The 24,145-nt window shown below is 70.4% G+C and carries 22 protein-coding genes and 1 pseudogene; 16 read left to right on the forward strand and 7 right to left on the reverse strand.

Going from position 1 to position 24,145, the window contains the following annotated elements; translation table 11 throughout:
- Positions 1-146 precede the first annotated feature (146 nt).
- On the reverse strand, positions 147-1,316 hold the full coding sequence (gene galK, locus ACFYPM_RS03260) for a galactokinase (protein WP_387190760.1): 1,170 nt from the start codon (positions 1,314-1,316) through the stop codon (positions 147-149).
- Positions 1,317-1,371: 55 nt separating this feature from the next.
- A complete protein-coding gene (gene galE, locus ACFYPM_RS03265) occupies positions 1,372-2,355 on the reverse strand; it encodes a UDP-glucose 4-epimerase GalE (RefSeq protein ID WP_387190762.1) in 984 nt (327 codons plus the stop codon).
- A 195-nt stretch (positions 2,356-2,550) separates the two neighbouring features.
- Between galE and ACFYPM_RS03270 the strand changes: the two are divergent.
- From ACFYPM_RS03270 to ACFYPM_RS03300, 7 genes and pseudogenes are all read left to right on the forward strand, one after another.
- Positions 2,551-3,522: pseudogene (locus tag ACFYPM_RS03270) on the forward strand (hemolysin family protein); the annotation flags it as partial.
- A 210-nt stretch (positions 3,523-3,732) separates the two neighbouring features.
- Complete coding sequence (gene trpS / locus ACFYPM_RS03275) at positions 3,733-4,758, forward strand: tryptophan--tRNA ligase (protein ID WP_387190764.1); 1,026 nt, start codon at positions 3,733-3,735, stop codon at positions 4,756-4,758.
- 13 nt (positions 4,759-4,771) lie between these two features.
- Positions 4,772-5,353 (forward strand): 2'-5' RNA ligase family protein, encoded by a 582-nt coding sequence (locus ACFYPM_RS03280; protein ID WP_387190766.1) that lies wholly within the window; start codon positions 4,772-4,774, stop codon positions 5,351-5,353.
- A gap of 79 nt (positions 5,354-5,432) precedes the next feature.
- Complete coding sequence (locus ACFYPM_RS03285; protein ID WP_387190768.1) at positions 5,433-6,377, forward strand: YihY/virulence factor BrkB family protein; 945 nt, start codon at positions 5,433-5,435, stop codon at positions 6,375-6,377.
- 17 nt (positions 6,378-6,394) lie between these two features.
- Positions 6,395-6,763 (forward strand): GntR family transcriptional regulator, encoded by a 369-nt coding sequence (locus ACFYPM_RS03290; RefSeq protein ID WP_387190770.1) that lies wholly within the window; start codon positions 6,395-6,397, stop codon positions 6,761-6,763.
- Between the two features lie 273 nt (positions 6,764-7,036).
- Positions 7,037-7,594, forward strand: a complete 558-nt coding sequence (locus ACFYPM_RS03295; protein WP_387190773.1) for a hypothetical protein — start codon at positions 7,037-7,039, stop codon at positions 7,592-7,594.
- Between the two features lie 138 nt (positions 7,595-7,732).
- On the forward strand, positions 7,733-8,170 hold the full coding sequence (locus tag ACFYPM_RS03300; RefSeq protein WP_387190775.1) for a hypothetical protein: 438 nt from the start codon (positions 7,733-7,735) through the stop codon (positions 8,168-8,170).
- A 160-nt stretch (positions 8,171-8,330) separates the two neighbouring features.
- On the opposite strand, the gene ACFYPM_RS03305 is transcribed toward ACFYPM_RS03300, so the two are convergent.
- Positions 8,331-9,965 carry a glycoside hydrolase family 13 protein gene (locus ACFYPM_RS03305; protein ID WP_387190777.1) on the reverse strand — a complete coding sequence of 545 codons (1,635 nt, stop codon included), beginning with the start codon at positions 9,963-9,965 and terminating at the stop codon, positions 8,331-8,333.
- Between the two features lie 32 nt (positions 9,966-9,997).
- A complete protein-coding gene (locus ACFYPM_RS03310) occupies positions 9,998-11,044 on the reverse strand; it encodes a LacI family DNA-binding transcriptional regulator (protein WP_387190780.1) in 1,047 nt (348 codons plus the stop codon).
- Between the two features lie 213 nt (positions 11,045-11,257).
- Here ACFYPM_RS03310 and ACFYPM_RS03315 point away from each other — a divergent pair, with 213 nt between their 5' ends.
- From ACFYPM_RS03315 to ACFYPM_RS03335, 5 genes are all read left to right on the forward strand, one after another.
- The gene (locus ACFYPM_RS03315; RefSeq protein WP_357242364.1) at positions 11,258-11,599 is read left to right on the forward strand and encodes a hypothetical protein; all 342 of its coding nucleotides are present in this window, start codon (positions 11,258-11,260) and stop codon (positions 11,597-11,599) included.
- Positions 11,600-11,876: 277 nt separating this feature from the next.
- Positions 11,877-12,944 carry a BMP family protein gene (locus ACFYPM_RS03320; RefSeq protein WP_387191442.1) on the forward strand — a complete coding sequence of 356 codons (1,068 nt, stop codon included), beginning with the start codon at positions 11,877-11,879 and terminating at the stop codon, positions 12,942-12,944.
- Positions 12,945-13,194: 250 nt separating this feature from the next.
- Complete coding sequence (locus ACFYPM_RS03325; protein WP_387191444.1) at positions 13,195-14,742, forward strand: ABC transporter ATP-binding protein; 1,548 nt, start codon at positions 13,195-13,197, stop codon at positions 14,740-14,742.
- Entirely contained in the window at positions 14,739-16,109 is a 1,371-nt protein-coding gene (locus ACFYPM_RS03330) for an ABC transporter permease (RefSeq protein WP_387190782.1), read from the forward strand. The genes ACFYPM_RS03325 and ACFYPM_RS03330 overlap by 4 nt, the downstream gene beginning before the upstream one ends.
- A 3-nt stretch (positions 16,110-16,112) precedes the next feature.
- Positions 16,113-17,393, forward strand: a complete 1,281-nt coding sequence (locus ACFYPM_RS03335) for an ABC transporter permease (RefSeq protein WP_357241422.1) — start codon at positions 16,113-16,115, stop codon at positions 17,391-17,393.
- A 349-nt stretch (positions 17,394-17,742) separates the two neighbouring features.
- Here the strand turns inward: ACFYPM_RS03335 and ACFYPM_RS03340 are convergent, their stop codons facing one another.
- On the reverse strand, positions 17,743-17,937 hold the full coding sequence (locus tag ACFYPM_RS03340; protein ID WP_387191446.1) for a DUF397 domain-containing protein: 195 nt from the start codon (positions 17,935-17,937) through the stop codon (positions 17,743-17,745).
- Entirely contained in the window at positions 17,934-18,743 is an 810-nt protein-coding gene (locus ACFYPM_RS03345) for a helix-turn-helix transcriptional regulator (RefSeq protein WP_387190784.1), read from the reverse strand. Before ACFYPM_RS03345 ends, ACFYPM_RS03340 begins: the two co-directional genes overlap by 4 nt.
- Before the next feature lie 250 nt (positions 18,744-18,993).
- Here ACFYPM_RS03345 and ACFYPM_RS03350 point away from each other — a divergent pair, with 250 nt between their 5' ends.
- The 4 genes from ACFYPM_RS03350 (at position 18,994) to ACFYPM_RS03365 (ending at position 23,102) form a co-directional block, all read left to right on the forward strand.
- Positions 18,994-19,326, forward strand: coding sequence for a hypothetical protein (locus tag ACFYPM_RS03350; RefSeq protein ID WP_387190787.1), 333 nt, complete (start codon positions 18,994-18,996; stop codon positions 19,324-19,326).
- Between the two features lie 862 nt (positions 19,327-20,188).
- Positions 20,189-20,899 (forward strand): cytidine deaminase, encoded by a 711-nt coding sequence (locus ACFYPM_RS03355; protein WP_387190788.1) that lies wholly within the window; start codon positions 20,189-20,191, stop codon positions 20,897-20,899.
- Positions 20,900-21,029: 130 nt separating this feature from the next.
- Positions 21,030-22,310 carry a thymidine phosphorylase gene (locus ACFYPM_RS03360; RefSeq protein ID WP_387191448.1) on the forward strand — a complete coding sequence of 427 codons (1,281 nt, stop codon included), beginning with the start codon at positions 21,030-21,032 and terminating at the stop codon, positions 22,308-22,310.
- Between the two features lie 111 nt (positions 22,311-22,421).
- On the forward strand, positions 22,422-23,102 hold the full coding sequence (locus tag ACFYPM_RS03365) for a DUF4272 domain-containing protein (RefSeq protein WP_357241437.1): 681 nt from the start codon (positions 22,422-22,424) through the stop codon (positions 23,100-23,102).
- A gap of 2 nt (positions 23,103-23,104) precedes the next feature.
- Here ACFYPM_RS03365 and ACFYPM_RS03370 read toward each other — a convergent pair whose 3' ends face one another.
- Positions 23,105-24,109: a putative RNA methyltransferase gene (locus ACFYPM_RS03370; RefSeq protein ID WP_387190790.1), complete on the reverse strand. Its 1,005-nt coding sequence runs from the start codon at positions 24,107-24,109 to the stop codon at positions 23,105-23,107.
- Positions 24,110-24,145 lie beyond the last annotated feature (36 nt).

Consider the following 24,145-nt stretch of genomic DNA (forward strand, 5'->3'; position numbering starts at 1 on the left):
GACTTCCGGCAAGATCACGCTCGATCCACGAAGTAGTGGCCCCACCCACTGGGCGAGGCCACTACTTCCATGTTCGAGCACGATCACCGGCCCAGGGTTACGGCCGGCGGGTGGCGGCGTTCGAGCACCATCACCGACCCACACGGTTACGGCAGGCGGGTGGCGCCGGGGGAGGGGAGGACCGTCACGGTGCCGGGGGCGGTGAAACCTCGCTCGGCGTAGGCGGCCTCGACGGCGGCGGTGACCTCGTCGGCGCGGTCGGCTTCGATCAGGGCCAGGACGCAGCCGCCGAAGCCGCCGCCGGTCATTCGGGCGCCCAGCGCGCCGGCCGCCAACGCCGCCTCGACCGCCGTGTCGATCTCCGGCACGGTGATCTCGAAGTCGTCGCGCATGGAGACGTGCGACGCGGTGAGCAGCGGGCCGATGTCACGCACCCGGGCCGCGCGCAGCAGCGCCACCGTGTCCAGTACGCGTTGGTCCTCGGTGACCACGTGCCGGACCCGTCGTCGGGTCTCCTCGTCGTCGAGCTGGGCCAGCGCGGTGTCGAGCTGGTCGACGCCCACGTCCCGCAGCGCGGGGACGCCGAGCGCGCTGGCCCCGGCCTCGCAGGAGCGGCGGCGGGCGGCGTACTCACCGTCGGCGTGCCGGTGCGGCGCCCGACTGTCGATGACCAGCACCGCCAGCCCGGCGGCGTCCAGGTCGAACGGGATCTGCTCGACCGACTCGTCGCGGCAGTCCAGGAACAGGGCGTGCCCGGCACAGCAGCGGATCACGGCGGACTGATCCATGATTCCGGTCGGCGCGCCCACGTAGACGTTCTCCGCCCGCTGCGCCAGCCGGGGCTGCAGTTCCGCGGGCAGCTCCAGCCCACCCAGGTCGAGCAGGGCGGCCAGCACCGCCGACTCCAGTGCGGCCGAGGAGGAGAGTCCAGAGCCCAGCGGTACGTCGGAGGCGATGGCCAGCCGTGCGCCCGGAACCCGGTGACCGGCCTCGCGCAGCGCCCAGACCACCCCGGCGACGTACGCGCCCCAGCCGGTCACCCGACCCGCCTCGGCGACGTCGTCCGCCCCGAAGGTGATCGTCTCGCCGGACAGCTCGGACCAGACCGTCCACTGCTCCGCGTCCTGCCGATCGGCGGCGACGACCGTACGCAACGGCAGCGCGAAGGGCAGCACGAACCCCTCGTTGTAGTCGGTGTGCTCGCCGATCAGGTTGACCCGGCCGGGAGCCGCCCAGCGGCCGGCGGCCTGGCCCCCGTACTGCGTGGTGAAGCCGGCGGCGGCCCGGTCTTCCACGGCGCGCGTGGGGTCGGTCACGGTGTCCCCTTCGGTCGCGACTGCGAGGCTCGCAAACCCGGCTCACTCCTCGCGCTCACCGCTGCTCCAGGATGTGCGTGCGGTAGAAGGCCCAGGCGTCGCCGACCATGTCGTGCAGGGTCGGCTTCTGCGGCACCCAGCCCAGCTCGTCGCGGGCTAACGCGGAGGAGGCGACCAGCTCGGCCGGGTCTCCCTCGCGGCGCGGGGCCACCTCGACCGGCAGCGGGTGCCCGGTGACCTCGCGGACCACGTCGACGACCTGGCGGTTGGTGAAGCCGTTGCCGTTGCCCAGGTTGTAGATCCGGTGTTGCCCGCTGGTGGCCGCCCCCAGCGCCAGCAGGTGCGCGCGGGCCAGGTCTGCGACGTGGATGTAGTCGCGGACGCAGGTGCCGTCCAGGGTGGGGTAGTCGTCGCCGAAGAGCTGGAGCTTCTCCCGCCGGCCGGCGGCGACCTCCAGCGCGATCGGGATCAGGTGTGTCTCCGGGTCGTGTCGTTCGCCGAGCGCGACGTCGCCGTCGAGGTGGGCGCCCACCACGTTGAAGTAGCGCAGCGACACGGCGGCCAGCCCGTGCGCGATCGTCTCGGAGGTGAGCACCATGTCGGCGGCGAGCTTGGTGGCGCCGTACGTGTTGGTGGGTGCCTTGACCGCGCTCTCCGGAATCGGCAGCGCGGTGGGGTTGCCGTAGACGGCGGCGGTGGAGGAGAAGACCATGCGGGGCACCCCGGCGGCCCGGACCGCGTCGATCAGGGCGAGTGTGCCGACCGTGTTGTTCTGCCAGTACAGCTCCGGCTTGACCATCGACTCGCCGGCGGCGATCAGGGCCGCGAAGTGCAGCACCCCGTCGAAGCCGGCGTCGGCGGTGAGGACGCGGGCGGCGTCGTGGATGGACGCCTCGACGTGGGTCGCGTCCGGGGCGAGCGCCTCGCGGTGCCCGGTGCGCAGGTCGTCCAGGACGACCACCTCGTGACCCGCGTCGAGCAGCATCCGGGTCACTACGCTGCCGATGAAGCCGGCCCCCCCGGTGACGAGCAGTTTCACGTCGTTTGCCTCCTGCCTGGCCCGCCCGGGACGGGGCCTTCGCTGATCACCCTAGGGTGGCGGTCGGTGCCCGTACCGACGGCACCGCCATCCTCATTCCATCATAAACTCTCATGATTAAACAGACCCGAACATATGCGGTCCGCTCCGCCCGATCCCCGGTGCGGTGAGCGAACGGTGTCTACCATCTCTGTCATGCGGGAAGCGGCCCGTACCGGGCTCCGGCGACGCGTGCGGGTGCGGCCCCGTCGCGACCCCGGGCCGCTCGCCCGAGCCGTCGCCCGCGTGCTGGTCCGCACCGCCGACGGCGCCTCCCGACTCGTCACCGACCTACTCGGCGCCGGACCGGCGGCTGGCCGGGAGCGCATCACCGAGGCCGAGTTGCGGGACCTGGTCGCGGCGAACACCGTGCTCGACCCGGACGAACGGCGGATCATCGACGAGGTCCTGGTGGCCGGCGCCAGCCTGATCCGCGAGGTGATGATGCCGCGCACCGAGGTCGTCTTCCTCCCGGCGCGGCTCACCATCGCCGAGGCCGCCCGGCTGGTCCGCGCCGAAACGCACACCCGCTACCCGGTCACCGACGGCACCCACGACGACGTGGTCGGCTTCGTGCACCTCCGGGACGTGCTGCTGCGGCCGGACGCCGACTCGTGTGCCACCGTCGGCGAACTGGCCCGGGAGGTGAAGCGACTTCCCGGCAGCAAACGGGTGCTACCCGCGCTGACCGAGATGCGCCGGGAGGGCCAGCACCTGGCGGTGGTGGTCGACGAGTACGGCGGCACCGCCGGCATCGTCACGCTGGAGGACCTCATCGAGGAGTTGATCGGCGAGATCCGCGACGAGTACGACACCACGTCGGACCCGGTGCACACCGGCCTGCCGGCCGTGGTGGACGGCCGCCTCAACCTCGCTGACTTCGCCGAACGGACCGGGGTGGCGCTACCCGCCGGGCCGTACGAGACGGTCGGCGGGTTCGTGATGGCGGCGCTGGGTCGGCTTCCGGTGACCGGCGACGAGGTGCCGGTGTCCGGTGAGCCGGCCGACGTCGGCGGGCCGGGCCCGGCCGCTCCCCCGGGCGGCTGGCTGCTGCGGGTCCTCGCGCTGGACGGCCGGCGGGTGGCCCGGCTCGCGGTCTCCGCCGTCCGGATGCCGGAGCAGCAGCGCCGCGAGCAGGACACCGAGCAGCGCCGCGAGCACCGTGTCGGGCCGGCGCGGGAGACGGTGGCCGGGCAGCGCCACGGGTTGCCGGACGGCCCGACGCGCCGGGTCGGTCCGGACGCGCCACCCGAGGTCAGCACCCCGACACCGGCGGGCCGCGGCCGACCCGCCGGCCCGTCATGACGGACCCGGTTGCTTGCTGACAGAATTATCGCCATGTCCGACGTTCCCGCCCGTCCCCGCGTCTTCTCCGGCATCCAGCCGACGGCCGACTCGTTCCACCTCGGCAACTATCTGGGCGCGGTGCGGCACTGGGTGGCGTTGCAGGAAACCCACGACGCGTTCTACTGCGTGGTCGACCTGCACGCCATCACCGCGGGACACGACCCGGCGCTGCTGCGCCAACGGACGCGGGTGGCCGCCGCCCAGCTCTTCGCGGTCGGGCTCGACCCGGAGCGCAGCACCCTGTTCGTGCAGTCGCAGGTGCCCGAGCACCCGCAGTTGGCCTGGGTGCTCGGCTGCATCACCGGCTTCGGTGAGGCCAGCCGGATGACCCAGTTCAAGGACAAGTCGCAGAAGCAGGGCAACGAGCGGGCCAGCGTCGGGCTGTTCACCTACCCGGTCCTGCAGGCCGCCGACATCCTGCTCTACCAGGCCAACGCGGTGCCGGTCGGCGAGGACCAGCGCCAGCACCTGGAGCTGTCCCGGGATCTGGCCCAGCGGTTCAACTCGCTGTTCGGCCCGACGTTCACGGTGCCCGCCCCGCACATCGTCAAGGACACCGCGAAGATCACCGACCTCCAGGACCCGACGGCGAAGATGTCGAAGTCGTCGTCCTCGCCGGCCGGCATCATCGACCTGTTGGACGATCCGGCGCGGTCCGCGAAGAAGATCCGGTCGGCGGTCACGGACACCGGTCGGGAGATCGTCTTCGACGCCGCGACGAAGCCGGGGGTGTCCAATCTGCTGACCATCCACTCGGCGCTCAGTGGCCGCGGCATCGACGAGTTGGTGGGCGCTTTCGCCGGCCGCGGCTACGGCGACCTGAAGAAGGAGTTGGCCGAGGTGGTGGCGGAGTTCGTCCGTCCGGTCCAGGAGCGCACCCGCGCCTTCCTCGACGACCCGGCGCAGTTGGACAAGCTGCTCGCCGCCGGCGCGGAGAAGGCCCGCGCGGTGGCGGCGGCGACCCTACGGTCCACGTACGAGCGGGTCGGGTTCTTCCCGCCCGTGCGCGGCGAGTAGCTCCGCGGGACAGATGAACGGGTCGGTGGCCGGAGGGGCGGCGCGAAGCGTGGATCGCAGTGGCGGGGTGCCGCCGACCGGCGACACCATCCAGATCGGCATCGCGGTGGACATTCCCGAGCCCTGGGGTGCCCAGCTCACCCGGCGTCGGGTCGAGGCCGGCGACCCACTCGCGGTGCCCGCGCACGTGACGTTGCTCGGGCCGACCGAGATCCAGACGACGAGCCTGCCCGCCGTCGAGCGGCACCTGGCCGCCGTCGCCGCCACGCACCTGCCGTTCGCGCTGCACCTGCGGGGCACCGGTACGTTCCGTCCGGTCACCCAGGTGGTGTTCGTCGCGGTGGCCGCCGGCATCAGCGAGTGTGAGTTGCTGGCCGCCGCCATCACCTCGACGCCGGAGCTACACCGCAAGGCCCGCTTCCCGTACCATCCGCACGTCACCGTGGCACAGGACGTGGCACCGGAGACACTGGACCGGGTGTACGAGGATCTGGCCGACTTCTCCGCGATGTTCGAGGTCGACGCGTTCACCCTCTTCTCGCACAGCGGGGAGGCCCGGTGGCAGCCGCGTCGGGACTTTCGCCTCGGCACCTGAACCGTCGGCGACGCGCCGGTCGGTGCGCATCGGTTGCCGGTTGCCACTACGGCGGTGGGAGATCGGCGAGGATGATCGCGTGAACGTGATCGGCTGGATCGAAGCGGGCATCGACCGCTGGGTGAGCGCCGCGCGCCACCGGTCGGGGCTCTTCGATCACGTGTGGCGCGCCGGCACCCTGTACGGCGAGGTGCTGGCCGGGCGGCTGGCCGCCGCGATTGCCTACTACGGCTTCTTCGCGGTGTTCGCCCTCGCCCTTGTCGCGTTCTCCATCTTCGGCGCGATCCTGGAGGACAACGACGACGTCAGTGCGGCGGCAGCCGACTTCCTCAAGGAGAACCTGCCCTTCCTGGACGCCGAGCAGATCGCCAACTCCAGCGGCACGGTCGGTGTGGTCGGCCTGGTCATCCTGGTCTTCACCGGGATCGGCTGGGTGGAGGCCATCCGGTCCTCGCAGCGACTGATGTACGACCTCAACCAGCAGCCGGGCAATCTGGTGATCCGGCGGCTGGTCGACCTGGGCGTGATGATCGGCATCTTCGTGCTGCTCGGCCTCTCGGTCGCGGCGGTGGACGCGTTGGAGTCGTTTCTGCGTTTCCTGCTGCGCAGCACCGGGTCGGTGGGTCTCACCACGATCAGCGCGGTGCTCAGCGTGCTCGTCAACGCGGTCCTCGCCACCGCGTTGCTCCTCGCGGTGCCCCGGCTGCGGATGAGCCGGTCCCGGTTGCGCCCGGTGGTGCTGTTGGTGGCCGTCGGCATCACCCTGTTGAACACGCTGGGGCGGTACTACGTGGTGCGTACCGAGCGGAATCCGGCGTACACGGTGGTGGCCGGCGCCGTCGGGCTGCTGCTCTACCTCTATCTGCTCAACCAACTGGTGCTCTTCGGTGCCGCGCTCCTCGCCACCAGCAAAAACGGGCGGGTCGTGGACCTGGCTGCGGCCGCCGCCCCGGCGGAGGCCGCCGCCCCGGCGGGCGTGGTCGACGAGGACACCGATCCCGGTACGCCAGGCGGTGCGAGCTGAGGACGGAGGGTGTACAGATGCTGATCTCGGTCGACGCGGACTCGTCGGTGCCGCCGTACGAGCAGGTCAGGGGGCAACTCGCCGAGCTGATCGGCGACGGTCGGCTGCCGGTCGGGTGTCGACTGCCCACCGTCCGGCAGCTCGCCGCCGACCTCGGGCTGGCCGCGAACACGGTGGCCCGGGCGTACCGGGAGTTGGAGGCGGCGGGGTTGCTGGAGACCCGGGGGCGCAACGGCACGTTCGTCGCCCCCGGCCGGGACGACGCCGTCGACCGGCTGCACCGGGTTGCCGTCGAGTACGCCGCCGAGGCACGGCGGCTGGGCGTCCCCCCGGACCGTGCTGTCGCTCTGGTCCGCGCTGCCGTCGACGCCACCCGGCACGACTGAGCCGAGAACGGAGAGACGCTCCGTCGGCGAAGCTCGCGTTTCCGTGCCACCAGCCAATCTCGCCGTTGGCCGGGCACCTCCGGGCCCGGCCGACATTGACCCCTGTGCCACCTCTGGGTAGCGTTCATCGCCGCCTGCGGCGAGTGGTGACGCTGCTGCCGCCTGAGCAATGACACGGGGAGGCCAGTGAACGAGACCGGACGGGATGCCGGATCAGTTCCGGTGGACCGCAGGACGACGCCGAGAAGATGGCTCCTGCTGGCGGTGCCTGCCGTGGTGCTGGTGCTGGGTGCGCTGGCGGCCGTCGTGGTGCCGCGAGACACGGACGGACCCCCGACACGCTTCGCTAGTCCGCTGGACGCCCTGGGCGAACCGCTGCCCGGCCGGGCCCCGACCATCGCCCCCACCAAAGTGTTCGAGGTTTTCCCCGGCTTGACACCGAACAGGGTCACCACCGCCTGGGCGAAGCGGTGGCCGGTCCCGGTCACGATGGACGGCGCGCTGCACACCATCCGGGTGACCCTGCCGGCCACCCAGGGCGAACTGTCGGCGGCGGTCGGTCAGCCCTCAAAGGACCGTCGGGACGAGGTGGCCCAGGTCCTCTGCCTCGTGAAGCTGCGTGATGCCGTGCGGCGGCCGTTGCTGCAGACGCTGGTCGACGGTTGCATCGGCCCGGCCCTCACGGCGAAGGAGCGCAGGGCAGTGCTCGACTGGCTGATCGGCCTGGATTTCTCCGTCCCGAATCACGAGTTCCGGCGGACCCCCAGCTACGAACTGCTCGCCGACCACAACTCCGACACGAGCTTCGCGCTCGAGCTGTTCGCACGCTGATCCAGCGGGACACCCCGTCAGGCCGGCTGACCGTGGCCGGCTGACCGTGGCCGGCTGACCGTGGCCGGCCACCCACCGGACGGGCGAAAACTGAGCCGAAAGCCGCCGACGCTCGCGTTCGCGGACCATGATGAGCCGGTGGGCGCACTCATGACACTGGACCTGCCGGCTGACTCGCCGCTCCTCGGGCTGCCCTGGATCATCACCTTCGGTCCGCTCGGTGACCTCGACGAGTGGGAGCCGGTGGTCTGCGGGCCGTACGAGCGGCCGCACGCGTTGGCACTGGCCGAGGCGGTGGTGGCCGAGGAGCAACTGATGGCGGTGGTGGAGCCGTTGCTGCCGGCGCTGTCCGCCGACGAGATCCGCGGTGAGATCGCCGCCGCGCAGGTCGCCGCCGAGGACGAGGCCCGCCAGGTCGAGGGCGCTGATCTGTACGGCGACTTCGAGGACGTGATCGACGAGGAGTTGGACGCCGCCGTCGACGAGGCCGGCCACGGTGCGCCCGCCGAGCCGCCGAATGAGGCAGAGGTACGCGAAGGCTTCACCCGGATCGCGGCGCTGCTCACCGCGAAGTGACAGCCGGCCCACCACCGGCGGCACACGGACACCGGCGCCACGCGGAGCGAACTCCGCGTGGCGCCGGTGACACCTCACCCCCCACCACAAGGGGTCGGTAGCCCAGCCGCCCGTCGGCGCGGGGCACAACGAACGACCAGGTCGAGTGGTTGTTACCCGTTCAGCGCCGTTGTAACCAGGCAGCCGCGTCAATCGGCAGCAGGTAAACGTCGTCCGGTCCGGTGAGCGCGTCGCTGGCGACGAGCGGCTGACCGTACCCGTCGATCCTGACCGGTGTGCCGCTGAGGTTGACCATGCAGATCAGCGTGCTGTCGCCGGCGGTGCGGGTGAAGGCCAGCACGCCCGGCTCGCTCTCCAGCCAGGTGATCCCGTCGGCCTCGTCGGCCAACGCCGGGTGCTGGTGGCGGATCCGCAGCGCGGCCCGGTACAGCTCCAACGTCGAGTCGGGCATGCCGGTCTGCGCGCTGACGGACAGTGCCCGCCAGGTTGCCGGGGCGGGCAGCCAGCTCAGCTCGCTGCCGGCCGGGCCGAAGCCGTACGGGGCCAGCTCGCCGTTCCACGGGATGGGCACCCGGCAGCCGTCGCGGCTCTCGCCGGTGCGCAGGAACGCCGGGTCCTGGCGCAGCTCGTCCGGAAGGTCGAGGACCTCCGGCAGGCCCAGTTCCTCGCCCTGGTACAGGTAGGCGCAGCCGGGCAGGGCGAGCATCAGCAGGCTGGCGGCGCGGGCCCGGCGCAGCCCTTCGACGCCGTCGCCGTAGCGGGTGACGTGCCGCTGCTTGTCGTGGTTGGACAGCACCCAGGTGGTCGGCGCCCCGACGACGCTCGCCTCGGCCAGAGCTGTGTCGATCACCTTGCGGAACGAGTCGGCCGACCAGGTGGCGTCGAGGAAGTCGAAGCTGAAGGCCTGGTGCAACTCGTCCGGACCGATGTAGCGGGCCAGGCGCTGGGGCGTCTCGGCCCACGCCTCGGCGACCGCCATCCGACCCCCGGGGTAGCTGTCCAGGATGGGTCGCCAGGCGCGGTAGATCTCGTGCACCTCGTCCTGGTCGAAGTAGGGGAGCCGGCCCCTGCCGAGCAGCTCGACCTGGCGCTGGCCGGTGGTCGTCGTGCTGAAGCCGACGTCCGGCAGCCCTTCGGCCTTGATCATGCCGTGTGCCACGTCGACGCGGAATCCGTCCACGCCCCGGTCCAGCCAGAACCGCAGCACGTCCTCGAATTCGGCACGGACCTCCGGGTGACGCCAGTTCAGGTCCGGCTGGGCGGGGTCGAACAGGTGCAGGTACCACTGGCCGTCGGCGATCCGGGTCCAGGCGGGGCCGCCGAAGATGCTCTCCCAGTCGTTCGGGGGCACTTCGCCGTGCGTGCCCTGGCCCTCGGCGAAGAGGTAGCGGGCCCGCTCCGGCGAGCCGGGGCCGGCGGCGAGGGCGGCGGTGAACCACGGGTGCGCGTGGGAGGTGTGGTTGGGCACCAGGTCGACGATGATCCGCAGACCGAGGGCGTGCGCGTCGGTGATCACCGCGTCGAAGTCGGCGAGGGTGCCGAACATCGGGTCGACGTCCCGGTAGTCGGCGACGTCGTACCCGCCGTCGATCATCGGGGAGGTGTAGAAGGGGGTCAGCCAGAGCGCGTCCACCCCGAGGTCGCGCAGGTACGGCAGGCGTTGTCGAATGCCCTGGAGATCGCCGGTGCCGTCGCCGTCGCTGTCGGCGAAGCTGCGGACGTACACCTGGTAGACGACCGCGGAACGCCACCAGCGGTGATCATCGGTGTGCGACGGGGTGGCGGTGCTGATCATCGGAGCAATATGCCGCTCCAGAGCTGCAAGAGTCAAGCAGATCTTGCGTAAGGCAGACGCGCGGTGCTCGGCGCGACCGCGGTGGAGCCGCGCACCACCAGCTCCGGGCGGAACAGGTACTCCGAGTGCGGAGCGCCGTACCCGTTGATCTCGTCCACCAGGGCGCGGACGGCGGCCACCGCCATCGCGGTGACCGGTTGCCGCATGGTGGTCAGCGGCGGGTCGGTGAACGCCATCAGCGGCGAGTCGTCGTAGCCGACCACGGAGACGTCCTCGGGCACCCGGAGGCCGCGTTGGCGGGCCGCCCGGATCGCGCCGAGCGCCATCAGGTCGGAGCCGCAGACCAGGCCGGTGACGCCGCGGTCGAGCAGCCGGCCGGCCGCCGCCTCGCCACCCTCCACACCGAACAACGACAGCTCGGCCAGTGGGCCGAGGTTGGCCTCCGCCACACCGGCGAGTCGGGTCATCGCCGAGCGCCAGCCGGACACCTTGCGCCGCACCGGAACGAACCGGTCCGGGCCGGTGATCAGGCCGATCCGTCGGTGCCCGAGCGCGACCAGGTGGGCGACGGCCAGTTCGGCGGCCTCCCGGTCGTCACAGGAGACGAAGGGGGCGCCGACGTCCGGCACGTGTCCATTGATCATCACCACCGGCAGCGGCCGGGCGAGCAGCGCCCGGTAGCGGTCGTGGTTGGCGGCGGTGTCGGCGTGCAGACCGGACACGAAGACGATTCCGGAGACCTGCCGGTCCAGCAGCATCTCCACGTACTCGTCCTCGGTCACGCCCCCGGCGCTCTGGGTGCAGAGCACCGGGGTGAACCCGCTCTGCGCCAGGGTCGACTCGATGACCTGGGCGAAGGCGGGGAAGATCGGGTTGTCCAGCTCCGGCACCACAAGGCCGACCAGCCCGGCGCTGCGCTTGCGCAGCCGGGCCGGGCGCTCGTAGCCGAGCACGTCAAGTGCGGTGAGGACGGCCTGCCGGGTCTCCGGTGCCACGCCGGGGCGGTCGTTGAGCACCCGCGACACCGTGGCCTCGCTGACTTCGGCCTGCTGGGCGATGTCGGACAGTCGAGCGCGCATGGCGGCACTTTAGCCCACCGGCAAGTTCTTGCCGGGCGCACTGCAAGCCGTTGCACGGTTGGCAAGAATGTGCGGACCGCCGGTGGGGCTCCGGGCGTCCGGCTCGCCGCCGCGACTCGTGGCCGGGGCCAGCGGCCGCGCCGAGCGGAACCGCCGCGCCGACCCACCGGACCCCCTACTACAAAGTGTCGTTGATAGGGGAGGATGAGTGACGTGGAAGCACTGCGACTCATCCTCCTCTATGTCCATCTGATCGGCTTCGCCCTGCTGCTCGGCGGCTCGATCGCCCAATACCTCAGTGGCCGGATCCGGATCAACCCGGCGATGCTCTGGGGGGCGGTGATCCAGTTGCTGACCGGGCTCGGCCTCTCCGCGCCGCTGCGCGACGGCGACGAGCCGGCACCCGCGAAACTTGTGACGAAGTTGGTCATCGCGTTGCTGATCTTCGTCATGGTCTTCTTCTCGCGGAAGCGGGACGTGGTAAACCGTGGTCATTTCCTCGCGATAGTCGGTCTGACCCTGGTCAACGCGGCGGTCGCGGTCTTTTGGCGGTAACGTCCGAGGGGGGCCGCCGCCCCGGGGAAACGGACGTTACGGACGCCTCGACACGCCGTTACCAGCACCAGGAGTGACGTGCCCCACGCAAGGGTTACACCCGGGTAACAGGCGCTCAACAGTCGTGCACGATTGTCGGCCGGTGGGTGGGCGCGGGCGTACGCTCCCGTCCGTAACGTGGGACAGCCGGCGGCACACCGCAGGTCGGCTGATGGGCTGCCACCGCACTAGGCGCGGTGAGCAATGGGAAGGAGACGTCTTGCGCTCGGTGCGTGGGATGCGGATCGCCTCGATCGTCGCGGTGGGTGGGCTCGCGCTCACCGCCGCCGCTTGTGGCGAGGCCCCCAAGGATGACAACAACGCCGGCAGTGGCGCCAAGAAGTTCAGCGCCTGCATGGTGACCGACGTCGGCGGCATCGACGACAAGTCGTTCAACGCCTCGGCCTGGAAGGGCCTGCAGGACGCCAAGGCTGCCAACGACAACATCGACATCAAGTTCGTCGCGTCGAAGGCCGAGGCCGACTACGAGCCGAACCTGACGCAGTTCGTCAACCAGAAGTGCAACTTCATTCTGGCCGTTGGTGGCCTGATGTCCGACGCCACCAAGAAGATCGCGGCGGCGAACCCGAGCCAGGAGTTCGGCATCGTCGACTCCAACCCGGGTCTGGACAACATCTACCCGATGCAGTTCGACACCGCCCAGGCCGCGTTCCAGGCGGGTTACCTGGCCGCCGGAATGACCAAGAGCGGCAAGGTCGCCACCTACGGTGCGATCCCGATCCCGCCGGTGACGATCTTCATGGACGGCTTCGTCGACGGCGTGGCCTACTTCAACACCACAAAGAAGAAGAACGTCCAGGCGCTGGGTTGGAACAAGGAGACCCAGAAGGGCTCCTTCACCAACGACTTCGCCAAGCAGGACGAGGGCAAGAAGGTCTCCGACGCGCTGGTCGCCCAGGGCGCGGACATCATCATGCCGGTCGCCGGCGGCTCCGGCCTCGGCACCACCGCCGCGGCCAAGGCCTCGGGCGGCAAGTACAGCACCATCTGGGTCGACGTCGACGGCTGCCAGAGCACCCCGGACTGCTCGGCGATCATCACCACCGTGGTCAAGAACATCCCGGAGGCCGTCAAGGAGGCCGTGGTCAAGGCCGCCGCCGGTGACAAGCTGCCGGCCAAGCCGGGCTTCGTCGGCACCCTGGCCAACAACGGCGTCTCGCTCGCCCCGTACCACGACTTCGACAGCAAGGTTCCGGCCGAGCTGAAGGCGGAGATCGACAAGATCAAGGCGGACATCGCCGCCGGCACCATCACCGTCACCTCGAAGGCCCAGCCGACCAAGTGACAACCGGCCGGCCCCTCCGGTGAGATCATCGGAGAGGTCGGCAGGGGACAGGTACGACCGACCGGCCGCTCTGGCCCCGCGGGTGACCGTGGGGGTCGGAGCGGCCGATCGCGCACCACGTCAACCGGGCCGCTCGGGTCGGGTCGACGGCAGCTAGGCTGCACCATCGCTCGCACTCCAGGAGGTTGCGCTGAGACTCGAACTGCGCGGCATCACCAAGCGGTTCGGTGATCTGGTCGCCAACGACCACATCGACCTGACGGTGGAGCCTGGAGAGATTCACGCCCTGCTCGGCGAGAACGGCGCGGGCAAGTCGACACTGATGAACGTGCTCTACGGGCTCTACCAGCCCGACGAGGGCGAGATCCTGGTCGACGGCAAGCCGTTGAAGCTGAAGGGCCCATCCGACGCGATCGGCGCCGGGATCGGCATGGTGCACCAGCACTTCATGCTGGTGCCGGTCTTCACCGTCGCCGAGAACATCATGCTCGGCGCCGAGCAGACCCGGGGCGGCATCGCCGGTTTCCTGGACCGCCGCCGCGCCCGGCGCGAGGTCACCGAGGTGTCCGAGCGCTACAACCTGCGGGTCGACCCGGACGCGGTGATCGAGGACCTGCCGGTCGGCATCCAGCAGCGCGTCGAGATCGTCAAGGCGCTCACCCGCGACGTCGACCTGCTCATCCTGGACGAGCCGACCGCCGTGCTCACGCCGCAGGAGACCGAGGAGCTGTTGACGGTCATGCGGTCGCTCAAGGCGGCCGGCAAGTCGATCGTCTTCATCACCCACAAGCTCGGCGAGGTCAAGGCCATCGCCGACCGGATCACCGTGATCCGACGCGGAAAGACCGTGGGCACCGCCTCCCCGGAGGCCAGCCGGGACGAGTTGGCGGCCCTGATGGTCGGGCGCAGCGTCCGGCTGACCGTGGACAAGGCCCCGGCGACTCCCGGTGCGCCCGTGCTGGAGGTGACCGGGCTCGTCGTCGACGACGACCGGCAGATCCGCGCGGTCGACGGCATCGACCTGACCGTGCGCGCCGGTGAGGTGCTCGGCGTGGCGGGCGTACAGGGCAACGGTCAGACCGAACTGATCGAGGCGATCATGGGCCTGCGCCCGGTGCTCGCCGGCACGGTCAGCCTGGTCGGCGACCGGATCGACGGCTGGAAGCCCAAGAAGGTGCTCCGCGCGGGCGTCGGCTACGTGCCCGAGGACCGCAGCGTGGACGGCCTGGTCAAGGAGTTCAGCGTCGCGGAGAACCTGGTGCTGGACATCTACGACCGGCCACCGTTCGGTGCCGGGCTCGCGCTGAAGCCGGACGCGATCGCCGCCTCCGCGAAGGAACGGATCGAGCAGTTCGACGTCCGTACCTCGTCGGCCGACGCGGCGGTCGGCACCCTCTCCGGTGGCAACCAGCAGAAGGTGATCGTGGCCCGGGAGTTGTCCCGGCCGCTGAAGCTCTTCATCGCCGCCCAGCCGACCCGTGGCGTCGACGTCGGGTCCATCGAGTTCATCCACAGCCAGATCATCCGCGAGCGGGACATCGGCACCGCCGTCCTGGTGGTCTCCAGCGAGCTCGACGAGGTGATCGGGCTGGCCGACCGGATCGCGGTGATGTACCGCGGTCGGATCATCGGCATCGTCGGCCCGGACACCCCGCGCGAGGAGATCGGCCTGCTGATGGCCGGCATCACCCCGGACGCGGCCCACGAGCCCGACCCGGACGCCGTGCCCAGCGACGGGCCGGCCACCGACGGGAGCCCGGCGAGCGACCCGGGCTCCGCGAGCGAGGACGAGGCATGACCAACCCCCCAACCCCGCAGTCCGGCTCGCCGGACAAGGAACCGGCGAGCGAGGCGCAGGCCGCGCAGAACACGCTCGGCAACACCGAACGGGCCGAGGTGGCGACCGAGCCGGGCGGGCCGGCGTCCACGCCCAAGCCGGAGCAGAAGCCGAGTCTGGGCCGGTTGTTTCTGGACAACCTCTGGGCGGCCAACACCTTCACGGTGACCCTGCTGTCGCTGGTGCTGGCGATCGTGGTCGGCGCGGTGCTGATGATCATTTCTGATCCGACCGTGCTGTCCACGTACTCGTACATCACCTCCCGACCGTCCGACGCGATCAACTCCAGCTGGACGCTTGTCAGCGAGGCCTACGCGAACCTGTTCAAGGGCTCGGTCTTCGACCCCGAGGCGTTCTCCGGCTGGGTGAACGGCACCGGCAGCTGGCAGGCCGTGCTCGCGCCGATCTCGGAAACGCTCACCTACGCCGCGCCGCTCGTCTTCACCGGCCTGTCGGTGGCGCTGGCCTTCCGGGGCGGGCTGTTCAACATCGGCGCCCAGGGTCAGGCCACCATCGGTGTGATCATGGCGGCCCTGGCCGGCTTCCTGCTGCCCCTGCCGCCCGGCCTGCACCTGCTGGTGGCGGTGCTGGCCGGCGCTCTGGGCGGAGCGATCTGGGGTTTCATCCCCGGCATCCTCAAGGCCCGTGCCGGAGCGCACGAGGTGATCAACACGATCATGCTCAACTACGTCGCCACGTACTTCCTCACCTGGTTGATCGTGCAGAACGGCGTGCAGGACCCGAACCGCACCGACGCGATCAGCAAGGCGGTGGACACCTCCGCCCAGCTGCCCCGACTGCTCGGCGACAATCTGCGGGTGCACGCCGGCATCCTGCTCGCCGTGCTGGCCACCTGGGCGGTCGCCTGGCTGCTGAACCGTTCGACGCTCGGCTTCGAGCTGCGGGCGGTCGGCGCCAACCCGGATGCCGCCCGCACCGCGGGCATCAGCGTCACGCGGACGTACATCTTGATCATGGTGTTCGCCGGCATCCTGGCGGGCCTCGGTGGCTCGAACATGGTGCTGGGCTCGACCGCCAGCGCGTTGACCCCGCTGGTGGTCGCGCAGATCGGCTTCGACGGCATCCTGGTGGCGTTGCTGGGGCGGGTGAAGCCCTGGGGGGTGCTGCTGGCCGCGTTGCTGTTCGGGGCGTTGCAGGCCGGCGGCAACCGGATGCAGTCGTACTCCGGGATCTCGCTGGAGCTGGTGACCGTGCTCCAGGCGCTGATCGTCATCTTCATCGCCGCGCCGGCCCTGGTGAAGGCGATCTTCCAGCTCCGGGCCGCGCGCGCCGCCCGGTTGCAGACGAGCCTGGCGAAGGGCTGGTAACTCATGTCCACCATGGCTGTCCCCGACATCGCGGTCGCCCCGGTCGACGAGGGCTTCTGGACGCGGAGCCGCAAGGTCGGCCTCACGCTGCTGGGGCTCGGCCTGCTGGCCGCGGTGCTCTTCGGCGCGCTCGCCACCGACCAGCAGGCCCGATTCACCCTCAGCGACGACGCGGCCGGCGCCGCACTGGAGATCAACGGCACGATCGGGGCGATCCTGTTCGGGATCATCGCGATCGCCGCCGGTGCGGCGCTGCTCGCCGGGGTGCCGAAGCGGTGGTTCCTCCCGGTGCTCGGCGTCGGGCTGGTCGGCTTCGTGCTCTCGTTCCTCTGCTGGCAGGTCTCCGCCGCGCCGGCCGGGCAGAACTTCATGCCGCTGGTCAACATCATCCGGGGCACGTTCATCCTGGCCCTGCCGCTGATCTTCGGCGCGCTCGCCGGGGTGCTCTGCGAACGCTCCGGCGTGGTCAACGTGGCCATCGAAGGTCAGTTGCTGATGGGCGCGTTCAGCGGCGCGCTGTTCGGCAGCATCTCCGGCAGCGTCTGGGTGGGCCTGGTCGCCGCCGCCATCGGTGGCGCGTTCATCTCGCTGCTGCTGGCCGTCTTCGCGATCCGCTACCTGGTCGACCAGGTCGTCATGGGCATCGTGCTGAACCTGCTGGCGGTCGGCGTCACCGGCTTCCTCTACGAGCGGCTGATGCAGACCGACGCGGCGAAATACAACAGCGCGCCCCGCTTCAGCAACTGGGAGATCCCGTTGCTGAAGGACATCCCGGTGCTCGGGCCGGCGCTGTTCCGCGGCAACATCTTCCTCTACCTGGGCCTGCTGCTGGTGCTGGTGATCCACATCGGGTTGTTCCGGACCCGGTGGGGTCTGCGGACCCGCTCGGTCGGCGAACACCCGATCGCCGCGGACACGCTCGGCGTCAAGGTGCTGCGGGTGCGCTACCGCAACGTGCTGCTGGCCGGGGTGGTCGCCGGCATCGGCGGCGCGTCCTACACGCTGGCGCTCTACTCGTTCACCAAGAACATGATCGGCGGTAAGGGCTTCATCGCCCTGGCCGCGCTGATCTTCGGCCGGTGGAACCCGACCGGCGCGCTGCTCGCCGCCCTCTTCTTCGGGTTCGCCGACCAGCTCGCCACCTATTTGGGCGCGATCAGCAGCTCGATCCCCAGCCAGTTCCTGGCCATGCTGCCCTACCTGGCGACGATCCTGGCGGTCGCCGGGCTGGTCGGCCGGGTCCGGGCACCGGCCGCCGACGGCAAGCCGTACATCAAGGGCTGACCCCGGAGCCGCGCCCCCCCCGCCCCCCCCCCCCGCCCCCCCCCCCCCCCCCCCCCCCCCACCAAAAAAAAAACAAACAAAAAAAAAAAAAAAAAAAAAAAAAAAAACNNACGTACGGGGGGGGGGGGGGGGGGGGGGGGGGGGGCGGGCCCCCCCCCCCCCCCCCCCCACCCACCCACCCACCCCCCCCCCCCCCCCCCCCCGCCGCGCGGGCCCCCCCCCCCCCCCCCCCCCGCCCCGCGCCCATCCAGCCCTTCCAGAGGTACGCCTGAACGTGGCGTGACGGCGAATATCCCCGGGGGCGTCGCGCCGACCGGACACAGAGAGCCTCTTCGGTGCTCTGCCTGGATCAGCCGAGCGGCCCGATCCGCTTGGCCAGGTCGACGAACGACTGCCACGTCTGCGGATTGAAGTGAAGGACGCCGCCATCGCGGTCCTTGGTGTCGCGCACGAGCACGACGTCGGGCAGGTTGTCGGCCACCTCTACGCACGATCCGCCATTGGAGCCGGAGCGAGTCGACTTGTGCCAGCGGGCACCGGTCATGTCCATGTCTGCACCGTTTCCTTAATCAGCTCGAGTGACTGCCTACGGGAGAGGGCTTCGCCTCTGACCACCTCCCACGTCGCCTGGAGGTTAGCAAGGTCATCGGCACTGCTGACTACCTGTGCTCGCACCTGGTGATCAAGGTGAGCGACCACCGCGCCATCAGGCTGGGTAGCCAGGATGAACCCGCCCTGCAATCCAGGGTAGAGGCCGGCATCCTCGGTTACCACGAGTATCTGCACGTGCGGCAGTTGGGCCATCTTCGCCAGGTGGGCGAGCTGTTCGGGCATGACGTCCGGACGACCCACGATCGGCCGGCGCAGCACCATCACGTCGATCACTGCGACAAGTTGAACGGGGCGGTCGCCGACAATGATCGCTTGGCGGCCCAGTCGAGAGGCGACGCGCTGCTCGATCTCGTCCTGACTGAGCAGGTTGTGCGCCAGCGTCGCGCGCGCGTACGCCTCGGTCTGGAGCAGGCCCGGCATCCACGCCGGCTCGTACCAGCGCAGGAGGGTGGCCTCCTGTTCCCACTTGATCCACTCATGTAGCCACTCGGGGTCGACCTTGGACAGTTCCCTGAGCATTCGCGTAAACCGGCCACCCGCGTTGTCCTCGCGAAGCGGATCGTGCCCGCGATCTACAGCCCGAACGTATTCGCTCGTAGGCTGGCGTCCGCCGGTCTCCACCGAGCTGACATGGGATGCCGAGTAGCCGATCGTCTTGCCGAAGTCCTCCTGACTCAACCTGAGCTGGGCGCGCAGGAGGCGCAGCTCCGACACCACGTAATCGATCACGCTGCCCATGGCTCCTCATCCCCTGCTCGATCTCATCGGCATGCTTCTCAAGGTTGCCCAGCGCTGCTCACCGAGCGTGTTCGGTGAGGTCATTCAGCGTGAGCGCGTATCGAAGATAGTCCGGTCCCCAGCAGAGTGTGAAGTCCGCGGCCTCGTCGAGATGCTCGCCGACGGTGCCTCGCCCACCGCGCGGTTCGGAGTCGGGATCTGGACCGATGCGGCACCACATTGGTGAACCGAAGGCAGGAGTGACGAGACCATGCTCAGCACCCAGGCGCCACCACCGCTCGTGGGCCCGAAGCCCAACCGCCCGAGGGAGTACGGCGATCGGGCTCCGCACACCCCGCTGCGCCCGATGTGGTTCTGCCGAGCGGACGGCCAGCCCTGGCCCTGCGCGGACGCTCGGCTGCGCCTGAAGGCGGAGTTCGAGGACAACATGCAGGGCCTGGCCATCTATCTGGCGGGCATGTACTACGAGGCGAGTCGCGATCTGTACCACCTGAACCCTCACGACGGACCCAGCCCACGCGACCTGTTCGACCGCTTCGTGGCCTGGGGCCCGTTCCGCAGGTCGATCATCGAGGATCGGTGAGGGTAGAAGGTCGCAGAAGTGCACCGATCGCCGCTGTTATACGGCTCCTCTCCCATGATCAGGTGATGAGAAGTAGGTCAACACCGTTGCGTTAGGGCGGGCGGTTGTTCGTCAACGGGCACTGTCTCGGAGATCATGGTGTTGTGTCGGGGTGTTGTGCCCGGCGACGAAGCCCCTCCAAGAGGCCAGACCAGACACCACCGCCGCCGGGATTGTCCCTGCTCCGCGATCTTGCGCTTACTGTCCCGGCGCAAGGGGGCATCCCACCCCTGTTGACGACCTGACTTGCACGATCGACGCGGGTGTTGTTCCTCGACTCGGGTTGTTCTGGGACGGGGTGCGTGGGGTGCCGGTCGGCGGGGCAGGCATTTGGTGTCTGGGGTGGTCGGGGGTCCTTTGCTCTGCACCCGTGGGTGCGACGGCTACGGTCTGCGACCGGTGCCTGTTGGGGTGCAGAGCAAAGGGGGGCGACTCGTGCACCTTGCCGCACCCCGGGGGGCGGTTGGTGATCGAGGTCCTGCCTGGCCGACGGGTCAACCCGCTGCTGACTATCGGGGCTTGTAGATCAAGACGCATCGAGCAGGAGAATCGCGCCGATCTTGCACTTCCTGTCGCCGATTTAAGCGGGAATGCACCCTAACGTCGGGGCAGGAAGCGCAAGATCGCGATGCAGGCTCGGTTGACGAACAGTCATTCCGCCTAACGCAACGGCGTTGAGAAGTAGGCGTCAGGGGCGTCTCTGACCTACTTTTCGTCACCTGATCACCGGAACGGGTGCGGCGGAGCGGCCGAGTTCGGAAGGGGCGCCCGTGCATCCGGCCCTGCTCGCTTCTGACCTGGGCTACTTCGGCAGAATGATGGCATGACCGACATTGACTGGGCGCGTTTGCGGGCCGCCGCCACCGACGCGATGCGGCACGCGTACGCGCCGTACTCGACGTTCCCGGTCGGCGCGGCCGCGCTGGTCGACGACGGCCGCGTGGTGGTCGGCTGCAACGTGGAGAACGCCGCGTACGGGGTGACGCTGTGTGCCGAGTGCGGGGTGGTCTCCAGCCTGCACGCCACCGGTGGCGGGCGACTCGTCGCGCTGTCCTGCGTCGACGCGACAGGTGAGCCGCTGATGCCGTGTGGCCGCTGCCGGCAGCTGCTCTGGGAAAACGGCGGGCCGGAGTGCCTGATCGAGAGCAAGACCCGCCCGCTGCGGATGGCCGAGCTGCTGCCGCACGCCTTCGGTGTGGAGGACCTGGAGGCCGTCACCGGGGAGACGCCGGTGCCGGTGGTCCCGGAGCGGCTGGCCGCCTGGCGTGGGCGCGGCACCGTCTTCGTGCATCCGGACATGTCCGCGGGGCAGCAGGTCTGGACGGCGTACTGGGAGCGGTCGGCCGGCGACGACGTCGGTGCCGAGACCGGGGTGCTGGAGGAGGCACCGAGCTGGGACGACCCGGCCGAGGCGATCACCTGGGGCCTGGCCCGGACACCGCGTGTGGTGGTGGTCGACGCCACCGGCACGATCTTCTGGGCTGGCGAGGGTGAGCCGCCTTTGGAGATCCCGACTCGGTGGTCTGGTGGCTGAGCTTGGGGGCGGGGGCCGACCGTGCCCGGCTCCGGGCGGTCAGGCTTGATCCCTCCGCCGGGCACGGTCGGCCCCCGCCCCGCGTCGGCAAGGCCGTGCGTCGGTTTCACCCAAGGACTAGGAAGATCTTCTGATGAGTTTTGCTGCTGTTGACGTTATTCGGGTCAAGCGGGATGGCGGGGTGCTGTCGGACGCGCAGATCGACTGGGTGGTCGACGCGTACACCCGGGGGGTCGTCGCCGACGAGCAGATGTCGGCGCTGGCGATGGCGATCCTGCTCAACGGCATGACTGCCCCGGAGATCGCCCGGTGGACCGCCGCGATGATCGCCAGCGGTGAGCGGCTGGACCTGTCGGCGGTACGCCGGCCGACTGTCGACAAGCACTCGACCGGCGGCGTGGGCGACAAGATCACGCTGCCGCTCACCCCGTTGGTGGCGGCTTGTGGCGCGGCCGTGCCGCAGCTGAGCGGCCGAGGGCTCGGGCACACCGGCGGCACGCTCGACAAGTTGGAGTCCATCCCGGGCTGGCGGGCCACGGTGAGCAACGACGAGTTCATCGCCCAGCTCGACGAGGTCGGCGCGGTGATCTGCGCGGCCGGCGCGGGGCTCGCCCCCGCCGACCGCAAGCTGTACGCGCTGCGCGACGTGACCGGCACCGTGGAGGCGATCCCGCTGATCGCCAGCTCGATCATGAGCAAGAAGATCGCCGAGGGCACCGGCGCGTTGGTCCTCGACGTCAAGGTCGGCTCGGGTGCCTTCATGAAGTCCGTCGACCAGGCCCGCGAACTGGCCCGCACGATGGTCGAGTTGGGTGGCGCGCACGGCGTGCGAACTATCGCCCTGCTCACCGATATGTCCACCCCGCTCGGTCTGGCGATCGGTAACGCGGTGGAGGTGACCGAGTCGGTCGAGGTGCTGGCCGGTGGTGGACCCGCCGACGTGGTGGAGCTGACCCTCGCCCTGGCCCGGGAGATGCTCGACGCGGCCGGCCTGCCCGACGCCGACCCGGCGGCCGCGTTGCGGGACGGCCGGGCGATGGACTCCTGGCGGGCGATGATCCGAGCGCAGGGCGGCGACCCGGACGCGCCGATGCCGACCGCCAACGAGGTCGAGGTGGTCCGGGCCGAACGGGACGGACACGTCGCCGCCGTCGACGCGTACGCCATGGGGGTTGCGGCGTGGCGGCTCGGCGCGGGTCGGGCGCGCAAGGAGGACCCGGTCAGCGTGCCGGCCGGTGTGGTGTTGCACAAGCGGCCGGGTGACCCGGTACGGGCCGGTGACCCCCTCTACGAGCTGCGCGCCGAGGACCCGAAGCGGATTCCGGCGGCGCTGGCCGAGGCCGCGAACGCGGTACGGATCGCGTCGACCGCCCCGGCCGCGACGCCGCTGGTCATCGAGCGCATCGGCTGACCGGACCGGGGGTCGGGGTGCCATGGTGCCGGTCGTCCGGGAGCGCTATTGTCGCAGGCCAAGGGGGGACAACCGGCCTTGAGCCGGCGCGAGCAGACAGGAAGACCCGCCGTGACCGTTGCCGCTCCCGACCCACGCGAGGTGCGCGAGGCGAGCCTGGACGAGCTGTCCCGGCTCGGTCTGCCGTTGCCGCCGGCCCAGTTCCCGCTGGTCTGGGAGCCGGGTGACGAGATCGACCTGCGCCCCACTGTGGAGATCGAGGCGCGGATCGCCGTGCTGCACCTGATCCTGGCGCGCTGCTTCGGGATGCCCCCGGAGGCGGCGATGAGCTGGCTGCTCGGCTCGCACCTGGTCGAGATGGTCACACCCCCGGAGTGGCAGTTCGTGATGGGCGGAAAGGGCGACCACCGCTCCTTCGTGCTGCACCACGACGCGCTCTTCGCCCTGGCCTGGGTCCTCGGGTTGAGCAAGCAGCTCGACCCGACGCTCGCTGTCGACGAGCGACTGGTCGAGCGGTTGCCGCACATCGCCGAGGGAGAGACGTTCCCGCACTGGCGGTCCCGGATCCTCACCGCGCCACAGCACCCGGCCGACGCGGCCGCCCTGCTCGACCTGCACTACTGCCTCGATTGGGCGTACCTGGAGACCGAGCGCGGTGGTCTGCGGGCGCCGGGCCTGATCGACGCGAACGCGATCGGGCAGCGCCGCTGGGCGTTGGAGTGGGCGGTGATCCTGCGCGGGCCGTACCACGACGAACCGCCCGGCTGGGAAGAGGTCGACCTCTCCACCTGAGCTCAGCGAGGCCGGTACGCGTCCACCCGCACCGCCACGGTCACCCGGACCGGCTCGGGCTGCGCGGCCAACCGGGCGGCGAGCGCTTCCGGGTCGGTGTGCCACGCGTTCGGACCCATCCCCACCACGGTGGTGACCTCCGGCCGGGTCAGGGTCAACTCCGCCCGGTGCACCGCCGAGCTGACCGTGGTGAAGTGCCCGCCCAGGCTGCCGGTCACCCGGTCGGCCTTGTCCGGGTCCACCCGCAGCAGGCCCAGGGCACCCACCAACTCGCTGAGGTGGTCGCGGTCGGGTGTGACCACCAGCAGGGTGCCGGCCGGGTCGAGCACCCGGTGGAACTCCGGGCCGTTACGCGGGGCGAAGACGTTCAGCAGCACGGCGGTCGAGGCGTCCGCGAGCGGCAGCCGCTGCCAGGTGTCGGCCAGCGCCGCGGCGGCCCGGGGGTGCGCGCGGGCCGCGCGGCGCAGCGCCGGCTTGGACACGTCCAGGGCCAGACCCACGGCGTCCGGCAGCGCCGCCAGCACCGCGTCGAGGTAGTGGCCCGTACCGGCGCCGGCATCCACCACCAGGGGGTACGCCCCGACGTCGGGCTCCGGCGGTTCGACCCGTACCCCTGTCGTCGTGTCCTTTGCTCTGCTTACCTCCGCGCGATGGTTCGGTCCGGAAATCGTTGCGTCGGTTGAAGCAGAGCAAAGGGTGGGTGGGGTAGCTGCCGTGGGCGTCGCGGCCGAGGCGCGGAGCCGGGCGAGGGCCTCCGTCGCGGCGGCGGCGAGGGCGGCCGAGATGACGTCGTAGTGCCCGGCAGCCTGGAAATCGGCACGGGCCGCGACCATCTCGGAGGTGTCACCGACGTGCGGGGTCCGACCGGTGAGGAGGTTGACGTAGCCCTGGCGCGCGATGTCGAAGCTGTGCCGGCGCGGGCAGCGCAGTGCCCTCGTGTCGGTGGCCTGCCCCAGCGGGTCGCCGCAGACCGGGCAGCGCAGCCGGTCGAGGATGCGGGGGTCCACGTCAGGCCGCCGGGCCGCGTCGCGGGCGGACCCTCA

The organism is Micromonospora sp. NPDC005203, assembly GCF_042872705.1.
In the GTDB taxonomy this organism is placed as follows: Bacteria; Actinomycetota; Actinomycetes; order Mycobacteriales; family Micromonosporaceae; genus Micromonospora.